The 21,745-nt window shown below is 57.5% G+C and carries 22 protein-coding genes and 1 tRNA gene; 6 read left to right on the forward strand and 17 right to left on the reverse strand.

Annotated features, from left to right (window positions below; translation table 11 throughout):
- Positions 1 to 57: 57 nt before the first annotated feature.
- The 15 genes from ACJ77P_RS10120 to ACJ77P_RS10190 form a co-directional block, all read right to left on the reverse strand.
- The gene (locus tag ACJ77P_RS10120; RefSeq protein ID WP_367360241.1) at positions 58 to 258 is read right to left on the reverse strand and encodes a hypothetical protein; all 201 of its coding nucleotides are present in this window, start codon (positions 256 to 258) and stop codon (positions 58 to 60) included.
- Entirely contained in the window at positions 255 to 1,826 is a 1,572-nt protein-coding gene (locus ACJ77P_RS10125; RefSeq protein ID WP_367360242.1) for a bifunctional UDP-sugar hydrolase/5'-nucleotidase, read from the reverse strand. Before ACJ77P_RS10125 ends, ACJ77P_RS10120 begins: the two co-directional genes overlap by 4 nt.
- A gap of 24 nt (positions 1,827 to 1,850) precedes the next feature.
- Positions 1,851 to 2,366 carry an AsnC family transcriptional regulator gene (locus tag ACJ77P_RS10130; protein WP_408998145.1) on the reverse strand — a complete coding sequence of 172 codons (516 nt, stop codon included), beginning with the start codon at positions 2,364 to 2,366 and terminating at the stop codon, positions 1,851 to 1,853.
- Between the two features lie 27 nt (positions 2,367 to 2,393).
- On the reverse strand, positions 2,394 to 3,479 hold the full coding sequence (gene ahbD, locus ACJ77P_RS10135; RefSeq protein ID WP_408998146.1) for a heme b synthase: 1,086 nt from the start codon (positions 3,477 to 3,479) through the stop codon (positions 2,394 to 2,396).
- Positions 3,476 to 4,450 (reverse strand): porphobilinogen synthase, encoded by a 975-nt coding sequence (gene hemB / locus ACJ77P_RS10140; protein WP_408998147.1) that lies wholly within the window; start codon positions 4,448 to 4,450, stop codon positions 3,476 to 3,478. Before hemB ends, ahbD begins: the two co-directional genes overlap by 4 nt.
- 47 nt (positions 4,451 to 4,497) lie before the next feature.
- Positions 4,498 to 5,691, reverse strand: coding sequence for a 12,18-didecarboxysiroheme deacetylase (gene ahbC / locus ACJ77P_RS10145; protein ID WP_367360246.1), 1,194 nt, complete (start codon positions 5,689 to 5,691; stop codon positions 4,498 to 4,500).
- 101 nt (positions 5,692 to 5,792) lie between these two features.
- Positions 5,793 to 6,194: a pyridoxamine 5'-phosphate oxidase family protein gene (locus tag ACJ77P_RS10150; protein WP_408998148.1), complete on the reverse strand. Its 402-nt coding sequence runs from the start codon at positions 6,192 to 6,194 to the stop codon at positions 5,793 to 5,795.
- A gap of 84 nt (positions 6,195 to 6,278) precedes the next feature.
- The gene (locus ACJ77P_RS10155) at positions 6,279 to 7,409 is read right to left on the reverse strand and encodes a serpin family protein (protein ID WP_408998149.1); all 1,131 of its coding nucleotides are present in this window, start codon (positions 7,407 to 7,409) and stop codon (positions 6,279 to 6,281) included.
- A gap of 527 nt (positions 7,410 to 7,936) precedes the next feature.
- On the reverse strand, positions 7,937 to 8,260 hold the full coding sequence (locus ACJ77P_RS10160) for a DUF6504 family protein (RefSeq protein WP_408998150.1): 324 nt from the start codon (positions 8,258 to 8,260) through the stop codon (positions 7,937 to 7,939).
- A 175-nt stretch (positions 8,261 to 8,435) separates the two neighbouring features.
- Entirely contained in the window at positions 8,436 to 9,407 is a 972-nt protein-coding gene (locus ACJ77P_RS10165; protein ID WP_408998151.1) for a YbgA family protein, read from the reverse strand.
- Between the two features lie 80 nt (positions 9,408 to 9,487).
- Positions 9,488 to 11,008, reverse strand: a complete 1,521-nt coding sequence (cobA, locus tag ACJ77P_RS10170; protein WP_408998152.1) for a uroporphyrinogen-III C-methyltransferase — start codon at positions 11,006 to 11,008, stop codon at positions 9,488 to 9,490.
- Between the two features lie 56 nt (positions 11,009 to 11,064).
- Positions 11,065 to 11,997 carry a hydroxymethylbilane synthase gene (gene hemC, locus ACJ77P_RS10175; RefSeq protein ID WP_367360316.1) on the reverse strand — a complete coding sequence of 311 codons (933 nt, stop codon included), beginning with the start codon at positions 11,995 to 11,997 and terminating at the stop codon, positions 11,065 to 11,067.
- A gap of 18 nt (positions 11,998 to 12,015) precedes the next feature.
- Positions 12,016 to 13,287, reverse strand: coding sequence for a glutamyl-tRNA reductase (hemA, locus tag ACJ77P_RS10180; protein WP_408998153.1), 1,272 nt, complete (start codon positions 13,285 to 13,287; stop codon positions 12,016 to 12,018).
- Positions 13,288 to 13,291: 4 nt separating this feature from the next.
- The gene (locus ACJ77P_RS10185; protein ID WP_408998154.1) at positions 13,292 to 14,107 is read right to left on the reverse strand and encodes an inner membrane protein YpjD; all 816 of its coding nucleotides are present in this window, start codon (positions 14,105 to 14,107) and stop codon (positions 13,292 to 13,294) included.
- Positions 14,104 to 14,754 carry a bifunctional precorrin-2 dehydrogenase/sirohydrochlorin ferrochelatase gene (locus ACJ77P_RS10190; RefSeq protein WP_367360254.1) on the reverse strand — a complete coding sequence of 217 codons (651 nt, stop codon included), beginning with the start codon at positions 14,752 to 14,754 and terminating at the stop codon, positions 14,104 to 14,106. Before ACJ77P_RS10190 ends, ACJ77P_RS10185 begins: the two co-directional genes overlap by 4 nt.
- A 213-nt stretch (positions 14,755 to 14,967) precedes the next feature.
- On the opposite strand from ACJ77P_RS10190, the gene prmA reads away from it, so the two are divergent.
- The 6 genes from prmA to ACJ77P_RS10220 all read left to right on the forward strand — a co-directional run bounded on the left by prmA (position 14,968) and on the right by ACJ77P_RS10220 (position 19,930).
- Positions 14,968 to 15,927, forward strand: a complete 960-nt coding sequence (gene prmA, locus ACJ77P_RS10195) for a 50S ribosomal protein L11 methyltransferase (RefSeq protein ID WP_408998155.1) — start codon at positions 14,968 to 14,970, stop codon at positions 15,925 to 15,927.
- Positions 15,885 to 16,682 carry a 16S rRNA (uracil(1498)-N(3))-methyltransferase gene (locus ACJ77P_RS10200; protein WP_367360256.1) on the forward strand — a complete coding sequence of 266 codons (798 nt, stop codon included), beginning with the start codon at positions 15,885 to 15,887 and terminating at the stop codon, positions 16,680 to 16,682. The genes prmA and ACJ77P_RS10200 overlap by 43 nt, the downstream gene beginning before the upstream one ends.
- A gap of 33 nt (positions 16,683 to 16,715) precedes the next feature.
- Positions 16,716 to 17,183, forward strand: a complete 468-nt coding sequence (locus tag ACJ77P_RS10205) for an RDD family protein (protein WP_367360257.1) — start codon at positions 16,716 to 16,718, stop codon at positions 17,181 to 17,183.
- Between the two features lie 72 nt (positions 17,184 to 17,255).
- Positions 17,256 to 17,331, forward strand: a tRNA-Phe gene (locus ACJ77P_RS10210).
- Between the two features lie 630 nt (positions 17,332 to 17,961).
- A complete protein-coding gene (locus ACJ77P_RS10215) occupies positions 17,962 to 18,834 on the forward strand; it encodes a site-specific integrase (RefSeq protein WP_408998156.1) in 873 nt (290 codons plus the stop codon).
- Between the two features lies 1 nt (position 18,835).
- Positions 18,836 to 19,930, forward strand: coding sequence for a transposase (locus tag ACJ77P_RS10220; protein WP_408998157.1), 1,095 nt, complete (start codon positions 18,836 to 18,838; stop codon positions 19,928 to 19,930).
- Between the two features lie 357 nt (positions 19,931 to 20,287).
- Here ACJ77P_RS10220 and ACJ77P_RS10225 read toward each other — a convergent pair whose 3' ends face one another.
- Together ACJ77P_RS10225 and ACJ77P_RS10230 are read right to left on the reverse strand one after the other, a co-directional pair.
- On the reverse strand, positions 20,288 to 20,848 hold the full coding sequence (locus tag ACJ77P_RS10225) for a hypothetical protein (RefSeq protein WP_408998158.1): 561 nt from the start codon (positions 20,846 to 20,848) through the stop codon (positions 20,288 to 20,290).
- A 152-nt stretch (positions 20,849 to 21,000) separates the two neighbouring features.
- Positions 21,001 to 21,708 carry a hypothetical protein gene (locus tag ACJ77P_RS10230; protein WP_408998159.1) on the reverse strand — a complete coding sequence of 236 codons (708 nt, stop codon included), beginning with the start codon at positions 21,706 to 21,708 and terminating at the stop codon, positions 21,001 to 21,003.
- Between the last annotated feature and the right edge of the window lie 37 nt (positions 21,709 to 21,745).

A 21,745-nucleotide genomic window follows, 5' to 3' on the forward strand; every position in this document is an offset into this window, starting at 1 on the left:
GCCGCCTTTTTCCATGGCGGTCATCCGGGGCGTTCGGGCTGACGACGGGGCCTGCGGTTATTCTGCATCGTGCGGAGAGAACGTTACATGGAGCTTCTGGCCCTCCTGGAGAGCGCCCTCCATGCCGACTTCATTGCCCCATTCATCACGAACGGCGGCCTTCTCCCAGCTCTCCCCGAACTGAGACGCCAGCAGGGCATGGCGGACCGTCATCCCCTCCATGAGGAAAACGGCATGGCCGTTGACATAGACTTTCACGGTGCGGAAACCTCCACAATGCGGTTTTCCGTCAGCGGACGGATTTCATGAAGTGTCCGGATGGTGTCGGCCACGATATCACGCAGCCAGCGGCTGGCGTCATTGTAGACCAGCTTCGAGCCCTGCCGGCCTCCTTCGGCCGGATGGGCGAGATCTTCAGCCGAGACGACCTCCCCGAACACCTTGTAACCGTCGCCGCCCGCCGCCAGAAAATCATGGGTCGCCACCGTGTACTCCCGCCCCGACTCCAGCTCACGCCCGCCTACGGTTATCCTTTGTATCCGCCGCCCCGGCGGCTTTAAAGAATCATAGGCAACCGTCATCCCGGAAATCTGGGGAAAGGCGCCGTCGCGCGCTTCCACAGCCGCCACACCATGCTCCAAAGCCTCTCGAAGCTTATCTCCCCGCAGCCGGAATGCCACGACATAATTGTTGAACGGCAGAGCCGAATGGAGGTCCTTCAACACAATCGGACCTTTCCTGATGCTCCTGCGGAGGGTCCCCCCGTTGATCAGGGCGACGTCCGCCCCCGCGGTGCGACGGACAACGTCCGCCACGAAACTGCCGAAATTGGTTTCCCGATATCGCGCCTCCGCGGCATTAAGGGAAATCCGGGTCCGGCCGACCACCTCGCTCAACAGGGCCTCCATCCGCTGCGAATAGCGACCGACGAGCGACGCCACCGGCCCTTCGGCGGGACGGCCACCCGGTTTCACATCGACCAGGCGGGCGCTGTAAGCCGTTACCCTGCCGTCCTCGAGGGTAAGATCCAGGACACCCAGGGCCTTGCCATGCTCCCAGGCCTGAAGAACCGGCGCATTGCCGATTCCGGGGGGATTCGCCACCCGCGTGTGGGAATGGCCGCCGATCACGGCATCCACGCCGCCGGCTACCTGCTGTGCCAGTACCCGATCGGCATCATGCCCGAGATGGGTCAGAACGATCACCACATCGGCAGCCTTGCGAAGCTCCGGCAGGTCGGCCTCCAAAGACGCTCTCGGGGAGAGAAAGGTCAGTCCCACGGCATTGGCCGGATGGGTGCACAGGGGGGTGCGCTCGGTAACCAGCCCGATCACGGCAACTTTCACACCACCGATTTCCTTGATCACAAAAGGCTTCAACCCCGGAATTCCCCGGACATTCGCCGCCAGGACGGGAAACGTCGCCTCACGGATCCTCTCCTTCAAAGCCGCCTGGCCGAAATCCAGTTCATGGTTGCCCATAACCATGCCGTCGAAGGCCATGGCGTTCATCAGTTCGATGACCGATCGCCCTTGAAAAAGATTGGCCCAGTTGTCCCCCTGGATCATGTCGCCCGCCGCGAGCAGCAGGGTAGGAACGGCTGGATCGGAGCGGAGGGAGCGGATCTCCGCATCGAGGAATGCCGCGCCGCCCCAGAGTTCATCGGAACCGTAGGGCCTGTATGGCTCCGCAAAACCGTGAAAATCATTGACATGCAGGATCCGGATCTGCCTTTTTTCCCCGGCATCGAGCCGGCAGGGAACACCCAGAACGGAGAGGCTAAACAACACAGAGGCAAGCAGAATCAGCAGGAGAAGCTTTTTCATGTTCCGTTGAAACGATCTTTTTCTTTATGATGGCGTAGAGGGCCTTCCTTCCCGCTCTTGCGCGGGAGGCGTCTCCTCTTCCGGCGGGGGCTCATCGAACAGAAATTTGGCGTCGATTTTGAAGGTTCGAGCGGCCCGGAACGTCATGATGTTTTCGATCCCCGTTTCCTGGGAAAGGCGCTCGATCGTCCCCTCCAGCTCCTCTTCCGATGGGGCGATCAGGGTAAACCAGATATTGCAGGCATGGCTTCTCCCGTAGTTGTGCGTCACGCCCGGAAGGACATTGACCCGGCCCACAAAGAGGGGCACCCGCTCTTCGGGAACCCGGGCGGCACACAGGCGACTGGCAAAACCGAGCCTTGCGCTGTCCAGCACGGCCCCGATCCTCCGGATCACACCCTCGTCCTTGAGGCTTGAAATGCGGCGCAGCACCTCATCTTCTGAAATCCCCAGCTTTTCCGCCACGGCCCGGAAGGGTTCCGCCTCCAGGGGGAAATCCGTCTGGAGCAGATTCAGAAGATGTTTATCGAGGGCATCCATGCCGCTTTCTCCGTCCTAAATGAGGGGCTACGAATCCGCCCCGCGCGGTGCCCCTTTTCCCTTCGGTTCATAGACGCAGAAGGGCTCTTCCGCCAGGTAGTCGCCCGTCAGCTCATGCGCCCGGGCGCGGCAGCCGCCGCAGACCCGGAAAAACTCGCAGCGGCCGCACTTTCCGCTGTATGATTCCGGATTTCGCAATTTCTGAAACACGGCGGAATTCTTCCAGATCCCCTCGAACCCCGTCTCCGTGACCTCTCCGCAGTTCAGTTCCAGATAGCCGCAGGGCTGCACCGATCCGGTGTGGGATATGAAACAGAAGGAAATCCCCCCGAGACACCCCCGGGTCACGGCATGGAGGCCCCTGTGGCCTTCAGGCGGCGGCTGGCTTCCGGCGCCGCCCCTCTGGCGGAGAATGCGGTAATAATGGGGTGCACAGGTGGCCTTCAAGAGAATGGGGCTGGTCAGGCTCGCCGAATGAAAGGCCTGGAGGGTGTCCTCGTAATCCTGTGAAGAAATGGCCTGGCCGGCGAGGTCCCTCCCCCGGCCGGTGGGGACCAGCAGAAAGATGTGATGGGCCGCGGCCCCAAGGCGGACGGCCAACTCCATCATGGCGGATAGGGAATGGCGGTTGGAGCTGGTGATCGTCGTGTTGATCTGAAACTCCATTCCCGCCTTTTTCAGGGCTTCAATGCCCTCCAGCGCGCCGGCGAAGGCTCCGGGCATCTGCCGGAAGGCGTCGTGGCTGGCGGCATCCGGCCCGTCCAGGCTGATGCTGACCCGCTGAATCCCCGCCTCACGCATCCGCCGGGCGATCTCCTCCGTCACCAGGGTGCCGTTGGTCGCCAGGACCATCCGCAATCCCAGCCCATCCCCGTAGGCGGCCAGTTCGTAGATATCATCCCGCAGGAGGGGCTCACCCCCCGTCAGAATGATGATCGGCCGGCTGAAGGCTGCAATCTCTTCCAGAAGCTTCTTCCCCTGTTCCGTGGAAAGCTCACCGGGATAGGGGCCCCTCTGTGATGAGGCCCGGCAGTGGATGCAGGAGAGATTGCAGCTCCGGGTCACCTCCCAGGCCACCATCCGCAGGGTTGAGGGAAGAAGGGGGGCGCTCATCGCTGCAGAACCCTGGCCGCTTCCATGGCGAAATAGGTGAGGATCATGTCCGCACCGGCCCGGCGAATGGCCGTCAGGGATTCCATCATCGCCTTCTCCTCGTCAAGCCAGCCCAGCTGAGCCGCCGCCTTGATCATGGCGAATTCCCCGCTCACGTTATAGGCTGCCACGGGCAGGTCGAATTCCTCCCTGGCCCGCCGGATGACATCGAGATAGGGCAGGGCCGGCTTGACCATGAGGATGTCGGCACCCTCCTGCACGTCAAGGTTCATCTCCCGGATGGCCTCGTCCCCGTTGGCCGGGTCCATCTGGTAGGCCTTCCGGTCCCCGAAGCGGGGGGCGCTTTCCGCCGCTTCCCGAAAGGGTCCGTAAAAGCAGGAGGCGTATTTCGCCGAATAGGCCAGAATGGGAACGGTTTCATACCCCGCTTCATCGAGCCCTTCGCGGATCATCCCGACCTGACCGTCCATCATGGCCGACGGCGCCACCATGTCCGCCCCGGCCTTCGCGTGGGAGACGGCCGTCTCCGCCAGAACCTCAAGGGTCATGTCGTTGTGGACCTCACCCTTTTCGATCATCCCGCAGTGGCCGTGGTCCGTGTATTCGCACAGGCAGACATCGGTCACCACGAGGATATCCGAGACCTTGTCCTTGATCCGCCGGACCGCCTGCTGCACAATTCCATCTCTGGCGAAGGCCCCGGAGGCGGCCTCGTCCTTTTTGTCCGGAATCCCGAAGAGCAGCACCGCGGGAATCCCCAGTGCCCGGCATTCCTGCACCTCCTTCACCAGCAGGTCTACGGAAAGCTGAAAATGGCCCGGCATGGAACCGATGGGCTTTTTCACGCCCTTGCCCACGGTGGCGAAAAGGGGGAAAATGAGGTTGTCCACGGACAGGCGGGTTTCCCGGATGAGCTTCCGGAAGAGTTCGTTCTTCCGGAGGCGCCGCGGTCGATATTCAGGAAAATTCATGGGTTCGTCACCTCGCTTTTTGAGTTGTTCCGGATCTATCCTGAAATTCAGGCCTTGTCCGGCGGCGCGATCTCCTCGTCTGTCAGATAACAGGCCGGATCGGGGGCCCAGAGATCTCCCGTCACCGCCTCCGCCCTCGCCCGGAAGTTTCCACCACAGACTTCAAGCCAGCGGCAGGTGGCGCAGCGGCCCTTCAGATGGGGCTTCTTGTCCTTGAGCTTCATCAGCAGCCCGTTCTCCTCATCGGTCCAGATCCTGCTGAAGGGTCTGCGGCGCACGTTGCCCAGGGAAATGCCCCGCCAGAACTGGTCCGGATGGACCTCGCCGTCCCAGCTGATGCAGCCGATGCCGTTGCCGGAGCTGTTCCCTTCATTCATCTGCAGAAGTTCCATCACCTCCGCCGCCCGCCGGGGGTCCTCTTTCAGCAGCCGCAGGTAAAGGTAAGGGCCGTCGGCATGATTGTCGACGGTCAGCACTTCCTTGGGCAGCCCCCGCTCGAAGAGGTCTCGGGTCCGGTCCAGGATGAGATCCACGGTTTGCCGGGTTTCCTCTGCGGAGAGATCCTCGGCGACCAGGGCGGAACCGCGCCCGGAATACACGAGATGATAGAAGCAGACCCTGGGAATGTCCTCCGCCTCCAGCAGGTCGAAGATGTCGGAAATGTCGGCGGCGTTCCGGCGGTTGATCGTAAAGCGCACCCCGACCTTGATCCCCTCGTCCCGGCAGATGGAGATCCCCTTCATGGCCGCCGCGTAAGCGCCGGAGACGCCCCGGAAGAGGTCATGGGTCTCGCGCCGGCCATCGAGGCTGACGCCGACATAGGACAGGCCGATCTCCTTCAGCACCGCCGCCTTTTCCCGGGTAAGCAGGGTCCCGTTGGTGGACAGCACCGCCCGCATGCCCCGTTCGACAGCGTACCGGGCAAGCTCCGGAAGATCCTCCCTCATCAGGGGTTCGCCGCCGGAAAAGAGCAGGACGGGGCTGCCGAAGGCGGCCAGGTCCTCGATCATCGCCTTGGCTTCCGCCGTCGTCAGCTCATCGCTGTACTGGATGTTCTGGGAGCTGGAGTAGCAGTGGACGCACTTCAGGTTGCACCGCCGGGTCATGTTCCAGACGACGACCGGGCGCTTGTCCTTGGAAAACTGGAGCAGATGGGAGGGCAGCCGGCCTGATTCCCGGTTGTACCGAAGCACATCCGCCGGTTCGACCGCCCCGCAGTAAAGCTTGGAAATACCAATCATATCTCAACCTTATATCGCCTTCTGCTTTTTGGGGGAGCGGGAGCGCCCCCGGCAGAAGCGTTCATGTTTTCGAAGTTGTCCTTCGCTCGTTTTTACGGCCCTCAGACAAGGGGAATAATTTTCGGAGCCGCGGCAAAGGTGAACAGCTTGGCTTCCGCCGCCGTAAAGTAGAAGGTCACAAAAAGTTCGTCATCCGCCCCCTTGGGATAAATTCTCAGCAGATCCGGCATCTCTTCGAAAACCTGGGCCTTGGCCTCACGGCTGTCGTCAAAGGCGATCCGGCCCCGGATCCTCAGCCAGCTGTCCTTTCCCATACCGGAAATCTCGATATCCGGATTCTGCACCAGCTGCCTGTACACGTCCTTGCTTTTGTTCGTACAGAAGTAGAGGGCGCCGTTTCTTTTCATGACAAAACCGAAGGGGCGGACACGGGCTTGATTTCCCTCGACCGTGGCGAGGTGGAAAACCGGATTGGCCTTGATGAACTCCAGAGCAGTCTCCATAGCTGACCTCCTTGAACGTTGTTATGCCGGCTTGATTCCTCAAGCCAGATGCCACTGCATTCTTAACCCGCATTCACAAGTACGTCAAGGAACTTTGACCGATCGGGTCGCGTCCGCGGGATTGACGATCCGGCCCAGAAACAGGATCGTCCCGGTCCGGTTGTCCCGGATGAGAAAGAGAAAGGGATGGTCGGCGCGAAACACCGGGGACTCCCGGATCGCCTTCGTCACCATGGCGACGGCTGTCGCGGCGGCGGCCTCCGTCCCCTCTTCGTTCACCTCGACAAAGGCCCGGTGCTTGATCTGAGAAATCCACAGCTCGCCTTTCCGCCAGCCCATGCCGCGGAAGTCCGCCCTGCCGGAGGCGTCGAAGGCGTCCTTCATGCCCAGGGCTTTGCACGGGGGCACGAGGTCGTACCCCGTCTCCAGCTTGAACTTCGGAAGATAAAGCTCCGTTTCTCCGGCGGGGGAGGCATCGAGCTCTTCCAGCCACTGCTCCAGGTTTTCACCGGTCAACCGCCTTTCAAGGCGGCCCAGCCCGTCCGCCTCGGCGGGCAGCAGAACGACCATCGACAGGGTGTTCCCTTCGTAAGGGATGGAGGCGGCCTGGAAATCCGGCTTCCTCAGGATCGAAACATCGCCTTTCCGGAACATGAAGGGAACCGTCACCTCATGGCCGGGCGACACCCTGAAGGGGGCGTCGCGGGTGTCGCTTTCCCGAAAGCGGCTCTCCCACCGGCCCTTGAAATAGACGGCATTCAGGAGGACGCAGACCGAGTTGGGATCGAGTCCTTCGAGGATCTTCTCGATCTTCCCTTCCGTTTTCTCCCTGACCCAGCCGTTGATTTCGTCCACCCCGCCGGAGAACAGCTCCGCGTCGAAGTTTTCTTTCAGCAGGGTCTTGAAATCGCGGCTCACATCGCCCCCGGAAAGGCACAACCCGTTGGCGATGCGGAGCTTCTGGCCCGCCCGGCAGGCATTGGCCGCCAGTTCACAATTGAGGCGCCTGAAGGCCGAAGGCAGCTGCTCCGGCTCCATCTGAAAGAAAAGGACTTCCGCCATCTCCCTTGCCGTGTTCTGCCGCGCCCCGGCGTAGGTCATGCCCATCGCCGAAGAGATGCTGAAGGGGGAAAAGAAGAGATTGCCTTCCGTGCTCCTCAATTCCCCGTAGAGTTTTCCGGCAAAGGCCGTATTGCCTTTGACCAGAGGTTCCATAGGCACCCCCTCAGCGTCAGCCAAAATCACCGGAGCCGCCAGAAAAATCGCCAGCGCTGCGCCAAAGGGGAGCAACGAACAAAAAGCCTTTCGAATTTTTCCCATAGGGTTCCCTTTCTTCATGGGCAGGATGTCTCCAGTTCGCCCGTTCCTGCCCAGGTGATCCTTCGTTTTTGTGGTTAGACAGGTCCGGACACCCCTTTGTTCCCGACCCCCTCCTTTTTCAAAACCCCGGACGGCAGCGGCGAAGGGCTCAAGCGCCGCTTCTGCCCTGACTGACCCGGACCGCACAGGAATGCAGAACGCCCTTCAGGTCGACCAAGGGATCCGTTCCCGCGATTGTTTTCCTTTGACTGTTGAAGCAGCAAGGATCTATCCCCACATGCGCAAAGAGAGGGCCTGTACCGAAAAGGACGTCGAATCTCACCAACTTCTGGCAGGCGATCCCTTGATCAATGACCTCAAGGGGGCGTGAGCCGCCAGGGAGAAGTTGCCTTTGTCAGGTCTGAAAAATCATGCTTCGTCTTTCAATGTTCCCCCGGTTCCCGGATGCTGAAGAGCCACCAGCGGGGCTCCTTCTTTCCGCGGCGGGGCTGTCTTTCGAAGTAGATTTTCAGGACGTCCCCGGATGTCGTGGCAACCTCGAACCAGTGTTTGCGGACATACCGCTCGGGGCTGCCGTGGCGGCACGTTCCCGTTTCGCGCCAGGTGCGGAGAACCGCGGCGATTTCAACGCTCCGGCCCCGCCACAGGAACTCCCGCGGCAGACCGGGCTCCCCGGCGGCCATCCGCGAGGTGTCGCAGGTGGAAACGACAGGGATCAAGGCTTCACTGATAAACCGCTCGCTCATGATCCAGAATCTCCTGCAGCTCCGGATGGGGAGCTGCTTCTGAATAAGCGGCCAGGGTGCCGCCCGCCGGTTCGGCGAAGGCGCGCCTCGGACCAAACGGCAGGCCGGGTTCTGCCTGAAGGGGCGCAAACGGAGGGGCCGGGAGCGGAAGGCAGGGGTTTCTCCGGCGCAGCCGTTACCGGTCTCTGCCCTTCCCCGAATCGGAGATTTCCACCAGCTCCAGGGGATAGGGCTGAAGAAAGGTCTGCCCCAGGAGATAGTTATTCTTATACCGGATGGACCAGGCCCGTAGGATGTGAAGTAGGACGCTCAGGGGAATCCGTTCGTCCCGGTACTCTTCGATGCTCTCCAGGAAGAAGGCCTTTTCCTCCTTCGAGAGCACTTCCGAGAACCCGCCGAAGGCGTGCAGCAGGACATTGATCATCGCCGTAAAACGCGGCGGGTGGGCCAGCGCCCGTTCCAGGTGCTCTTCGTAGCAGGTTACGACCGTCTTCCAATCGGCTTTCTCGTGGTTGGCGACGATTTTGCCGGCAAGGCGCATCTGTGCCTGGTTGTACCCCATGAGCAGGAGTTTCTGGGCCGAATGGAAATTCACCAGCCCCTGGATGGTCCCATTGGCCTTCACCTCGCGAAAACGGGCGAAGAGAAAAATCCGGGATAGAAAATGCTCCCGGATCGAAAAATTGCGGATCCGCCCTTCATCCTCAACAGGCAGCCCGGCAAAGCGCTCCTGGACGGCGTCGCCAAAAAACCCGCGCCCCTTGAAAGTGCGCGCCCCCTCTTCAAAGCCGTCGTGGATTTTGGCGTCTCCCACCCCGCAGGAAGGCGAACGGCTTTTCAGAAAAAATCCGTCCACTTGCGCCAGGGAATCGAGGAAGGTCTCGACGAAGCTCTGCATCGGCCCGGAAAAGTCCTTTCCCGTGGCCGGCTGATACAGGGCCTTTTTCCCACTGTCGAAGACGATCCGGATGGGCTTGCGCGGCACGCCCAACCCGATCTCCACTTCGGGGCAGACAGGCAGGAACGTCACATGGGCCTTGAGCTTTTCCACAAAGGGCGTATCGATTTTCGAGCCGTCATAGCGGCAGGAATCAAAGCCCAGGCATTTGCTGACCACAACGACGGGTTTCGGAAAGCTTCCCGGCATGGCTGTATCCCTCCTAATGGACCCTGCGGTCCTTTATCGAGCAACAAGATATGAACAGAAACTGGAGAATGCTCCAGCATTCAACCTCTGGCAAAAAAGTCTTTGAGCGACTCCACGAGGCCCGGAACGGTGTACGCCTCCTGTAGGATATCCACGGGCAGGCCGGCTTTCCTGGCGGCGGCGGCCGTCACGGGTCCGATGCAGGCCACCCGGATGCCCGCGGGGATGGGAAGAAAATCCGGCCCCATGATCTCCAGGAAATTGGTCACCGTGGAGGGGCTCGTAAAGGTGAGGACATCCACACGCCCCAGGGCGATCTGCTCCGCCAGTTCCGCCGCTTTCCGGCCGGAGTTCACCGTTCGGTAGGCCGTCACAACATCCACGGAGGCTCCCCTGCGGGCCAGCTCATTCGGAATGACATCGCGGGCCTTCTCCGCCCGGGGGAGGAGAATCCGCTGCCCGGAAAGGTCGTAGCGCTCGAAGGCCGCTACGACGCCCTCGGAGAGATAGGTCTCCGGGACCAGGTCGACGCGGAGGCCCTGGCCTTCAAGAACCGCCGCCGTGGCGGGACCGATGGTGCAGAGCCGTATTCCCTTCAGATCCCGCAGATCCTTGCCGGCGGCCCGCAGCCGCTCCAGGAAATGATGGACGCCGTTGGCGCTGGTGAATATCAGCCAGGCATACGTCTCCAGGCGCTGGATCGCCGCATCCAGTTCATCCCAGCTTTCCGGGGGGGCGATCCGGATGGTGGGGAACGAAACGACCCGCGCCCCGGCATCCCGCAGCAGGGCGGCCATGGAAGCCGCCTGGGGTTCAGGTCGGGTGATCACGACGCCCTTTCCGAAGAGGGGCTGCGTCTCGAACCAGTTCAGATCTTTCCGCAGGCCGACGACTCCGCCGACCACCAGGATGGCCGGCGGCTTGAATCCAGCGGCTTCGGCCCGTTCGGCGATATCGGCCAGCGTACCGGTCAGGGTCTCCTGATCCACCGTCGTTCCCCAGCGGATCATGGCCGCCGGGGTGTCCGGTTTTTTACCCCGGGCAACCAGGCTGGCCGCGATCTGGGGCAGATTGCGGACCCCCATGAGAAAAACCAGCGTACCCATGCCGGCCAGGGACTTCCAGTCGATCTCGCTCTGCTCTTTCAGGGGATCTTCATGGCCGGTCACGAAGGCCACGGATGCCGTGAAGCGGCGATGCGTCAGGGGGATTCCCGCATAGGCAGGAACGGAGATTGCCGACGTGACGCCGGGAACGACTTCAAAGGGGATGCCCGCCCGGGCCAGCTCTTCCGCCTCCTCCCCGCCGCGCCCGAAGACAAAGGGATCGCCGCCCTTCAGACGGGCCACCACACGCCCCGAACCGGCTTCCTCCAAGAGCCTTTGGTTGATTTCCGCCTGCGACAGGGTATGCCGGCCCCCTTCCTTTCCCGCATAGATGAGGCGAGCATCCCTGCGCGCCATGTCGAGAAGTTCGGGGCTGATCAGATGGTCGTAGATCACCACCTCCGCTTCCTGGAGGCATTTCGCTCCCTTCAACGTCATCAGGCCCGGATCTCCCGGTCCCGCACCAATAATATAGACTTTTCCCTTCCTGCTCATAACATGATCATCTCTGCTTTCTTTCGTTACCGGGGCCTGATCAAATGAGGCCCGTTTCAGGGCTGCCCGCTGTTCAACGCAGACAGAAGAATGCGCCCGCCCCCGTCCAGAAGGGCATCGGCCAGTTCTGTTCCCAGGTCGGCGGCGTCTGCCGCCTTTCCCTGAAGTTCATGGCGGATCATCTTTCCCTTCTCCAGGCTTCCCACGAGCCCCCGGATGGTCAGGGAGCCCTCCCGCTCCTCGGCAAAGGCAGCCACGGGCAGGGAACAGCCGCCGCCCAGGCGCCTCAGAAAGGCCCGTTCCGCCGTCACCTCCCGCCGCGTCCGTTCGTCTTCCAGGAAGGCGAGGCCGGCGTCCAGATCCTCTTCGCCGCAGCGGGTTTCCAGGCAGAGAACCCCCTGCCCCACCGCCGGCAGCATTTTTTCCGCCGGGATAAACTGCGTCACCTGCCCGGCCCATCCCATCCGGCGGATGCCCGCCGCAGCCACGACGATTCCGTCGAGATCCCCCGACGTCACCTTCCGGATCCGCGTGTCCAGGTTGCCGCGGATCGGCAGGATCTCCAGATCGGGCCGCCAGGAGCTCAACTGAACGATCCGGCGAAGGGAGCCTGTCCCGATTCGCGCCCCCGCAGGCAGCTCACCGATCCCAAGCCCCGTCCCGGAGATGAGGACATCCCTCGGGTCCTCGCGCAACGGGACCGCGGCAATCCTGAGCCCCTCAGGCAGTTCGGCAGGCAGATCCTTCATGCTGTGGACGGCCAGGTCGACTGTCCCGGCCAGCAGGGCCTCTTCGATTTCCTTAATAAAGAGTCCTTTGCCTCCGATCCTGGCCAGGGGCACATCCTTCTGGATATCGCCGCTGGTCCTGATCACCACCACCTCAATCCGCATCGCTGGATAGTGACGCTGCAGAAGCGCCGCGATCTGCCGCGTCTGAGTCAGGGCCAGGGCACTCCCCCTTGTTCCGATGTTCAGTTTCTCTCGAATGTGCGTTCCCCTCCCCTTCTATTTTTCCAGCTTGAACAGCCGCCTCAGGGCGGCGGCGTACGCGAGGCCGTTCCGGTTCCGGCTCTCCTCCCGGAGGCACGCCGTGGGTTCATGAAGGATTTTGTTGACGACGGAAGAAACCAGGCTTTCAACATGATTCTGGTCGCTTTCGCTGAGCGCCTGTCGCCACGAGGCGGACTTTTCCAGTTCGGCTTTCATGATCCCTTCGATCTTCTCCCGGAACCGCACGATGGTGGGCACCACTTCCAGGCTGGAAATCCAGTCCAGGTGGTTCTGAATCTCCTCCTCGAGGATGATCTCGGCCTTGGCCGCTTCCCTCTCGCGGAGGTGGCGGTTTTCATCCACCAGCTCCTGAAGATGATCGATATTGTAGAGATAGACGTTGTCAATTTCCCCGGCCGACGGCTCGATGTCCCGGGGAACGGCGATGTCGATAAGAAAGAGAAAGCGGTTTTTCCTCCGGTGCAGGGCGGAGGCAACCATTTCCCGGGTCAACACATAATCGGGCGCGCCGGTGGAGCTGATCGCGATGTCCACTTTTTTCAGAACTTCCGGAATCTGCTCCAGGGAAACAGCCGTTCCCTCGAAGAGGCCGGCGATTTCCTCGGCCCGCGCATACGTCCGGTTGGCGACGAAGATGGTTGAAATACCCTGCTTCAACAGGTGGCGGGCCGCAAGTTCCGACATCTCCCCCGCCCCCACCAGAAGGATCGCCTTCCCCTCCAGCCTCCCGAAGATCTTCTTCGCCAGTTCAACCGCCGCAAACCCGACGGACACGGCATTGTCGGCAATGCCCGTTTCCGTTCTCACCCGCTTGGCCGCCTGGAAGGCATGGTGGAGAATCCGGTTCAGCATCATCCCCGTCGCCTTTTGCTCCACAGCGACGCGATAGGCCTCCTTGACCTGACCGAGAATCTGCGCCTCTCCCATGACCAGGGAATCCAGGCTCGATGCCACGCGGAAAAGATGGCGCACAGCCTCCGCATCGGAAAAGGCGTACAGGCAGCGCTCCAGTTCAGAAAGGGTAATCTTCGCCCGCTCGGCGAGCAGGGCCTTCAACCCTTCCCCGGCCTCCCGCTCCGCCTGGTCCGGCGTGCAGACCAGCACCTCCACACGATTGCACGTGGCCAGATAGAGGGCTTCCCGAACCGACGGCATCTGCCGGAGCCGCTCCAGGGGATGACCGGAATTTTCGCAGGACAGAGAAAGGCGCTCCCGGATCGCCAGGGGAGACGTTTTATGACTCATGCCGATAAGAAGAATGCCCATGATTTCAAACAAACCGGTGGATCGTCGGGAAGAGGTTCTTTCCCACAAGAAAGGCCGTCAGGAAAAAGAGGAAGGCCAACAGCGAAAACACGGCGGTTTTGTGCCCCTTCCAGCCGATGGCCAGGCGCTGGTGAAGCAGCACGGCATAAGTCCCCCAGACGGCCAGGGTCCAGACCTGTTTCGGATCCCACTGCCAGGAGCTTCCCCAGACCACTCGAGCCCAGAAGGCCCCCATGAGGACTCCCAATGTGAGCAGGGGGAACCCCCAGAGAAGGCAGAGGTGATTGATCCGATCCAGATCCCCCAGGGAAGGGAGGATTGAACTGACGCGCCGGGCCTTTTTCCGCTTGAGGAAATGATCCTGCAGCAGATACATGGCTCCCGCACATGAGGCTAGGGCGAAGAGGGCCTCTCCGGTTAAGGAAAGGAGAACATGCACCGGCACGAGGGTCCCCTTCAGAACGGCGGGCATCACCGCCACGGACCCGATCCCGCGGCTGGCATAGATCATCATCAGCAGCACAACGGGAGAAACGAACGCCCCCAGGACCACCGTCCGGGTCCGGAATTGAAAAAAGATGAAGATCCCGGCCATGATCCAGGCGAATAAATTGAGGACTTCATGGTAACCCAGGATCGGGATGTGCCCCCTTTCAACGATTCTGAAAAGAAGAAACAGGGAATGAAAGCCGAACGCGGCGCTCATCAGCCAAAGGCTCGCCCTTGCAATCCGGACCCGCTTCCCCAGAATGGAAGTCACGTAGCCCAGTGTACTCAACAGATAGGCGCAAAAGGCCGCTTTGAAAAGAAAGGGTGTCATGGCTCGTTCCGTTCCAGATCCTCCCCGGCAAGACGGCGGATTTTCTCGTCGGCTGCGGCCCGGTCTCCCTTTCGCAGGTGCTCCAGGATGTCTGAAAAGACAATGGCCTCGAAAACCTTTTGATTCTCCTCCGAAGGATGTCCCTTCGCCAATCTCCGCTTCCGGAGCTCCCCAAGCATGTCAAGGAGCTCCCGGTACTCCGGCCCGTATTGGCGCTCCAGTTCCTGGCGCAGGCGTTTGGCCAGGGCAGGGCTCTTTCCAGCCGTGGAGATGGCGACGCTCAAATCCCCCTGTTCCGCAATGGCAGGAAGGATGAAATCGCAGCGCTCCGGATCATCCACTACATTGATCGGTATCCCGCGCTTCCTGCAATCCTGCATCACCTGCTCGTTGACGGCCCTGTCGTCTGTGGCGCAGATCACCATGAACGCGCCATCCAGGCAGGATGGGGAATACCGGCCAACCTGGCATTGGATCCGCCCCTCCTTCTGCAGAGTTTGCAGCCCCCCGGAAAGGCATTCGCCGACCACGCGGACAGCGGCGTCACATTCGAGAAGCCGCCGGACCTTGCGTTCGGCAACGCCCCCACCACCAACGACAAGGCAGATTTTCTCTCTCAAATCAAAAAAAACGGGATAGTATTTCATCTGGAAGACAAACCCTGATACCTGCATTCTATTAAGAACGGAGAGTGAACGCTATCATGATGGCCATGAAATTTCAAGCCGCTTGAAATATCGACGGAAAGGGGTTATAAATCAGCACGCTTGTTTTGCCGGAAGGCTGTTCGGATGCGGAACAGATCGTCCGGGATGTTATCGAGGGAAGGGTTTTTCCAGTCCATTTCAGGAGGCCGAACCATGGCGAGCCGCACCGCAAAGGACGCGGGCAACAAGGGAAAATGGTTGAAAATCGTGCTGTCTTCTCCACCCGAGCTGGTGGACGCGCTATCCAATTTTGTAACGGAATTGGGAGCTGAAGGCGTTTACCAGGAAGAGAATAAGATCCAGTCGTCCGGCGACTTTCCTGGAGCGGCCTCGAAGGAATCGGTAAATGCCTATCTCCCCTTTGACGTTCGCCTGGAAACCCGCGTCTCTTCGCTTAAATCGTACCTTGAGAGCCTCTCCCAGATCTTCCCCGAGCTCGATGCCCCGGAACTGGCCACGGAGATCATCACGGACCCGGACTGGGGGGAGCAGTGGAAAAAGTACTTCAAACCGCTCCGGGTCAGTCGAGGAATCGTCATCAAGCCGACCTGGGAGCGCTACACCCCCCAGGGGCGGGATACCGTCATCGAAATCGATCCCGGAATGGCCTTCGGGACGGGCCAGCATGCCTCCACGCGGATGTGCCTGGAAGCCCTGGAAACTCTTATTCTCACGCACCGCTTTCCGGAACCTCTGAACGTTCTGGATGTGGGTACCGGAACAGGCATCCTGGGCATTGCCTGCGCAAAGCTGGGGGCGGAACGGGTCCTTTGCGTGGACATCGACCCGAAAGCAACGGAAATCGCGATGGAAAACATCATCATCAATTCCGTGGGCGACCGGGTTTCCGTCACCCAGGAGGAAATAAGCACCCTGAAGGACACCTACAACCTGATTGTCGCCAACCTGACGGCCAAACTGCTGATCAAACTCAAGAAAACGCTGACATCCCTCCTGCGCCCGGGAGGTTACCTGATCATCTCCGGAATCATCGATCAGAACCAGAGTGACATTGAAGCCCATTTTTTCCGTGAACCCCTGAAACTCTTATCCAGCCTGTCGGAAAAGGAATGGGTCTGTTATGTGCTGAAAAAAGAGACGAATCAGCCGTGACCCTCCCCAGGCTATATTACCCGGGACCTTTGTCCGTGGGCAGCTGCTGTGTTCTGGTTGAAGATGATCTCCATTATGTGCGCTCGGTAATGCGGATGAGGGCGGACGACAGGCTTACCCTGTTTGACGGCACGGGCCGGGATCACTCCGCCGTCATCGTCACCATCTCCGCTGAGCAGGCCCTTGTGGAAATTCTCGACACGAATGCTGCAGCGGACAGGCCCGCTCGTATCACCCTTATCCAGGCGCTTCCCAAGGCTCAGAAAATGGATTTCATTGTCCAGAAAGCCACGGAGCTGGGTGTCGATGAGATTCGGCCCTTTTCCTCCGAGCGATCCGTTCCGATATTGGGCCCGGAAAAGGCGCTTCATAAAATCAATCGATGGCGCAAGATCGCCCGGGAAGCGGCAAAGCAGTGCCGCCGCTGTGATGTGCCGGCGATAACGGAAATTCAGGATTTTACAGACATGCTGAAGGCTTCTGAACCGGATGCGGCCAAACTGATCTTCTGGGAAGAGGAATCCCGCCTGGGGTTGAAAAAGGCGTTGCAGCGTTTTTCCGGAGCCCGCGATTTTTCCTTTCTCGTGGGACCGGAGGGAGGGCTGACCCCGGAAGAAGTTGAACAGGCAAGGACATCGGGGTTTGTTTCCGTCGGCCTCGGAAAACAAATCCTCAAACTGGAAACAGCGGCCATTGCCATCCTGGCCATTCTCCAATATGAGGCAGGCCTGTTTGACGCTTTCTCCGAAAAGTAAAAATCTGACAACAATCTTTCAAGGAACAGCACCATGACTTCTTACCGGTATGGAGGATTCTGGAAAAGGGCCATGGCCTTTTTCGTGGACAAGATCATCCTTTTTGTTATCTGCCTTCTCTTCTTTCTGGTCGGCCTGTCCGGCCTCAGCGCGGGGTTTAACGGCCTGGAGCCGGAAAAAACCCTGGGGCGTTTTGCCCTGATCTATTACTTGACGACCCAACTCCTGGGGATGCTCTATTTCACCTATTTTCACGGCATATCCGGCCGGACGCCGGGAAAGATGCTCTTCGGCCTCCAGGTCATCCAGTCCTCCGGCGAAAAGATGACCCTCGGCATCGCTTTTCTCCGCTGGGTGGGCTCCATTTTTTCCGGATTGATTCTATTCCTTGGGTTCCTCTGGATAATGTTTGACAGTAGAAAGCAGGGCTGGCATGACAAAATTGCCGGAACCCTGGTCATTCACCGGAATGACGAACCATCCACCCCTGAAGGAGATTAAAAAAGGCCTTGACAAACCAGGGCACATCCTATAATCAGTCACTCAGTTTTCAAACCACTCCGACATCAGGTTGGGTCGGTAGCTCAGTCGGTAGAGCATCGGACTGAAAATCCGAGTGTCGACAGTTCGATTCTGTCCTGACCCACCATTAAAATCAGGCACTTAGCCAATCAAGGTTAAGTGCCTTTTTTATTCATGGGTAACGTATGGGTAACGATCAATGAAAAATTCATCTACCAATGCTTTAAAAAGATAGAGCCAGAATATATCGATTAGTGTTCGGAAAGAGAGTAACGACGGCAATCAGCCCCGTGGCTGTACCGCTTCGACCTGGATGCGCTTGTTAGCTGGTTTTGTCCACAAATTAATGACCATGAATGCAAGAATTTCTCACCTTTTGCTTTAACATCTGCACGAGAAACTACTGTGCGAGTTTTATATTTACGAATGAACTGTTCCAATTCATTGGATGGAATTATCCACGCAGAGGGTGGTAAGAGAGGGTCAGTAATTTTACCTTCAAAACTTATTATCTCTTCATAAACAAATAATTTCCGCCATGAAAGCATTAACCAGCTAACGGTGCGCATCAGCCGCGCGCGTAGCGCGTCGGCCTGCATGCGCTGGTTCAAGTAAACCGCATTCGCGGTAGAAAAACCACTTTATAAAATTCACCAATTCCCATCTTTCATCTTCCCGCCTAAACCATCTGTCCGGTATGTCTCCTTTGAATCCCCGTTTGTCCGGGGAAAATCATTTTCAGAAAAGGAGATCTATCATGATGACAGACTGGTCCGAAAGAATGATCGAAGCCCTTCAGCTCAACGGATTGAGCGAACGTACTCAGGAAAGCTATGTCCGCACCGTGCGGATGTTGACCGAGCACTGCAAAAAAACACCGGAATCCATCACCGAAGACGAACTCCGGGAATATTTCCTTTACCGGAAAAACGTCAGCAGTTGGTCGCCAAAGACCATGCGAATCTGCTATTGCGGAATCCGCTTCTTTTACACGAACATCCTACGGCATGACTGGCACATCTTCAATATCCTCCGCGCCCAGGCGGAGCACCGGCTGCCTTCCATCCTCAGCGAGGAAGAAGTCCGCAGGATACTGTCCTGCGTCAATACCCCCCACAACCACGCCTACCTGACCACCGTTTATTCCTGCGGCCTACGCCTCCATGAAGGCCTCCATCTGGAGGTTCCCGATATCGACAGTACAAGAAAGATGATTCATGTCCATCGTGGCAAAGGGGCAAAAGACCGCTACGTCCCCCTGCCGGAAGGAACCCTCCATATCCTCAGGCAGCATTGGAAAACCCATCGGCATCCGCGGCTTATCTTCCCTGCTATCGGAAGAGACCGCAGGCGATCGTCTTATACTTCCTCGACTATGGCCAAAAGCAGTGTCCAGGGCGCCTTCCGAAGAGCCAAACAACTGGCCTGCATCGCGAAAAAGAACGTCTCCATTCACACCCTCCGACACTCCTATGCCACCCATCTCCTGGAGGCCGGCGTCAACCTGCGAACCATTCAGCAGTTCCTCGGTCATGTCCGCCTGGAAACCACCATGGTGTACCTCCATTTGACTTCCAAAGGACAGCAGGACGCCTGGGAGAAGATCAACAATCTCATGAGGGAGCTGTAATATGACGACCCTTACAGAAATATTCCGCACTTACAGCCCCGAATATGTCGCCCGCTACGGGGATGATATGCCGGCAGGCCATCATAAAGCTCTCCAGGCCATCATCGCATGCCGTACCTCCGTTTACGGCATGACCGTCTATAAATGCCGGACCTGCGGCCAGGTCCATTCCATCTTCCGTTCCTGCGGAAATCGTCACTGTCCCCAGTGTCAGAACCACAAAACCGGGCAATGGCTCGAAGCGCAACTCGAACGGCTGATCCCAGTCCCGCACTTTCTCATTACCTTCACGGTGCCGGAGGGGCTGCGTCCCTTTATCCGTTCCCATCAGCAAGCCGGTTATGAAGCTCTCTTCTCCGCCTCTTCCGACGCACTGAAACTTCTTGCCAGAGATCCCAAATTCCTCGGCGCCGATCTGCCGGGTTTCACCGGGATACTCCATACCTGGGGAAGGCAGTTGAAGTATCATCCTCACATCCATTACATCGTGCCCGGTGGCGGCTTCAACAAAGGCCGCTCCTCTTGGCTGTCTTCAAGAACCGACTTCTATGCCCCCGTCAAGGCGCTGTCGCCGATCTTCAAGGCAAAGTTCAAGGAACAGCTGAATCAAACCGGTTTACTTGATTCCGTCGAGGCCAAAGTCTGGGAGGCCGACTGGGTTGTCAACAGTCAAGCCGTTGGAAATGGGGCCGCTTCGCTGAAATACCTTGCGCCGTATGTCTTTAAAGTGGCCATCTCCAACAGCCGGATCGTTAAAGTGGAAAACCACACGGTAACTTTCAAATACCGGAAACATGGCAGTAGACGTTACCGGTCCCTGAGCCTCCATGTCCTGGAGTTTATCAGGCGTTTTCTCCAGCATGTCCTCCCTTCGGGATTCATGAAAGTCCGACACTTCGGGTTCATGAGTTCCAGCTCGAACATCTGTCCCGAAGACATCCGCCAGCGGCTCGGGAAAGAAGACGAAAATCCCCCTCCGGTGCCGCCGGAAAGCCAAAATCCGCCTCATGGTCCCTTCTGTCCTGATTGTGGCGGGGTGTTGATCTTCCTCAAAAGCATTCTTCCTTTTCGAAAGGAATACTGCTCTTCGGGATAGAAAGAACCCGAAACATAGGATCTTCCCCATCCCCGAAATCCGCGAACAGTCGGCGGCAATGGCCATCTGCGCCCTGAGCCATGGGAAACCGCACTTTCGCTTGATGATAGGGTTTCATGATCGGGATTTTCGTGAAAAAATACCCTGACGCTCCCTTTCCACATTCCCAATTGTTTCGGTCTGTTCCTTCCCTGGATTGGGAAATGGCCATTTTCTCTCTTATTCAGAATCCCCTCCCGAAGCATTACCCTTACATCCCCGGCTTACTTGAACCCAGGATTGAAACGACCCTGCGGGTTTCGTCTCAATCCTTATTCGTTAGGGCTTGCCCATTTACAGACAAAACCATGATGTTAATTATTTGATCCCAATAAGAACTTCAATTTTATCTCGGTTTCCCCACAACTCATTGAACCTCATGCTTTTACCGCCAAAAGAAAAAACAGGGTCTCCCTCGATTCTCTGATCAGAGTTTTTGGGAGATGCTACTACGGCTATTAGCAGTCCATAGATTAGGTCAATTGGTAATGCGAGTTCGCCATCATTACCTAGCTGAATGACTGACTGATTTGTGAATCTCAAATTGTCTGGTAGTTTTGCTTCATGAACTGCTGTACATCGTATAACGTCATACAGCATTTCTGGCATCGTGCGGACAGCGATACCAGATTTTCTAGAATCAAGACGTCGATATTTAAAATTAATGGGTTGTGAAACACCAAAAGCCCCCCAAGCAATTTTGCTGATAATAGGGAGGTAATATTCTAGAAATTTACGACAAGCGTCTTTATCTCCTAATGTTGGATTTTCCAATCGAGCAGTGGCTGAAAGTGCAACACTCGATGCGATAATAGCATCTTCGAAACGGTCGTCTAAAAGCTTTTTTATTGCATCAGCTACTTGGCTTGCAACACTCATCGAATCTCCCGTAGTTTATCATCTTTCAATACTCTGCACTAATTCTCATGGTACGATATATGCTCTAACGCACGGTGTACGCGGCTGGCAAAGGAGTGCAGCGGATTTGCCAGTCCGAGTTCACACCGATGTTAGGTCAAACCTTGTTTTCATCAATGGATTTCTTTACAACTAATTATCTGTTCTATCCCTATATTCGGATCGTCAATAAAGTTTTTTGTCCCAATCAAAGACCATTCTATACCAGAAAGTATTTTCTTCTCTTTTTCTTTACTGCAGATACTCTTATAAGCATTTTGAAGGCGGCCTGAAAGATACTGTCTGTCTTCTTGGGATAGATTTAATTTGATATTTTCCTTTTCTTTTACTGGTGGTTCTGGTTCTAAATTACTGAATGTTGAAAATGCGATAAACATTGACTGGATGAAATTTTCCATAGCCAATTTCGAATAAGCAGGTATTTCGCCTGTATCCTCTGCAATACCCTTTTCGGATATTTCTCCAAATGCAGAGACAACTGCACTGGAAAAGCGCTCCCAATCGTCAATTGCTTGTTTAAGATTGTGGATTCTTAATTTCGTTTTTCCCGAATGTGACATCATTTCTTTATATGACATTCGAGCTTCTTCTAAATTTCGTTTTATCAGGTGTTTATTCTCTGTTCTGACTTTTGCGTTTTCCACATAGGCATCCAGAAGTGTTTGGGCTTCATACATTTTAAGAATCAAATTTGTGTAAGATTTGGCACAAATCAAACTGCGTTTCTTGTCGCCAATCTTTTGGTAGTAAAAGAATATGACGGCGACAAACATAACAGCTATGAACACAGCTATAAATATATTAGTTCTTTTTCCTATCATGATTTTTGATCCTGTTTTTTTATGACCTTCTGAGTAA

This window comes from Syntrophus buswellii (assembly GCF_046097065.1).
GTDB lineage: Bacteria > Desulfobacterota > Syntrophia > Syntrophales > Syntrophaceae > Syntrophus > Syntrophus buswellii.

What these genes read in the sequence shown, in the direction of transcription:
- ACJ77P_RS10125 (WP_367360242.1), bottom strand. Translation starts at nt 1,826, where the DNA reads ATGAAAAAGCTTCTCCTGCTGATTCTGCTTGCCTCTGTGTTGTTTAGC.
- ACJ77P_RS10130 (WP_408998145.1), bottom strand. Translation starts at nt 2,366, where the DNA reads ATGGATGCCCTCGATAAACATCTTCTGAATCTGCTCCAGACGGATTTC.
- ahbD (WP_408998146.1), bottom strand. Translation starts at nt 3,479, where the DNA reads ATGAGCGCCCCCCTTCTTCCCTCAACCCTGCGGATGGTGGCCTGGGAG.
- hemB (WP_408998147.1), bottom strand. Translation starts at nt 4,450, where the DNA reads ATGAATTTTCCTGAATATCGACCGCGGCGCCTCCGGAAGAACGAACTC.
- ahbC (WP_367360246.1), bottom strand. Translation starts at nt 5,691, where the DNA reads ATGATTGGTATTTCCAAGCTTTACTGCGGGGCGGTCGAACCGGCGGAT.
- ACJ77P_RS10150 (WP_408998148.1), bottom strand. Translation starts at nt 6,194, where the DNA reads ATGGAGACTGCTCTGGAGTTCATCAAGGCCAATCCGGTTTTCCACCTC.
- ACJ77P_RS10155 (WP_408998149.1), bottom strand. Translation starts at nt 7,409, where the DNA reads ATGGAACCTCTGGTCAAAGGCAATACGGCCTTTGCCGGAAAACTCTAC.
- ACJ77P_RS10160 (WP_408998150.1), bottom strand. Translation starts at nt 8,260, where the DNA reads ATGAGCGAGCGGTTTATCAGTGAAGCCTTGATCCCTGTCGTTTCCACC.
- ACJ77P_RS10165 (WP_408998151.1), bottom strand. Translation starts at nt 9,407, where the DNA reads ATGCCGGGAAGCTTTCCGAAACCCGTCGTTGTGGTCAGCAAATGCCTG.
- cobA (WP_408998152.1), bottom strand. Translation starts at nt 11,008, where the DNA reads ATGAGCAGGAAGGGAAAAGTCTATATTATTGGTGCGGGACCGGGAGAT.
- hemA (WP_408998153.1), bottom strand. Translation starts at nt 13,287, where the DNA reads ATGGGCATTCTTCTTATCGGCATGAGTCATAAAACGTCTCCCCTGGCG.
- ACJ77P_RS10185 (WP_408998154.1), bottom strand. Translation starts at nt 14,107, where the DNA reads ATGACACCCTTTCTTTTCAAAGCGGCCTTTTGCGCCTATCTGTTGAGT.
- ACJ77P_RS10190 (WP_367360254.1), bottom strand. Translation starts at nt 14,754, where the DNA reads ATGAAATACTATCCCGTTTTTTTTGATTTGAGAGAGAAAATCTGCCTT.
- prmA (WP_408998155.1), top strand. Translation starts at nt 14,968, where the DNA reads ATGGCGAGCCGCACCGCAAAGGACGCGGGCAACAAGGGAAAATGGTTG.
- ACJ77P_RS10200 (WP_367360256.1), top strand. Translation starts at nt 15,885, where the DNA reads ATGGGTCTGTTATGTGCTGAAAAAAGAGACGAATCAGCCGTGACCCTC.
- ACJ77P_RS10205 (WP_367360257.1), top strand. Translation starts at nt 16,716, where the DNA reads ATGACTTCTTACCGGTATGGAGGATTCTGGAAAAGGGCCATGGCCTTT.
- ACJ77P_RS10215 (WP_408998156.1), top strand. Translation starts at nt 17,962, where the DNA reads ATGATGACAGACTGGTCCGAAAGAATGATCGAAGCCCTTCAGCTCAAC.
- ACJ77P_RS10220 (WP_408998157.1), top strand. Translation starts at nt 18,836, where the DNA reads ATGACGACCCTTACAGAAATATTCCGCACTTACAGCCCCGAATATGTC.
- ACJ77P_RS10225 (WP_408998158.1), bottom strand. Translation starts at nt 20,848, where the DNA reads ATGAGTGTTGCAAGCCAAGTAGCTGATGCAATAAAAAAGCTTTTAGAC.
- ACJ77P_RS10230 (WP_408998159.1), bottom strand. Translation starts at nt 21,708, where the DNA reads ATGATAGGAAAAAGAACTAATATATTTATAGCTGTGTTCATAGCTGTT.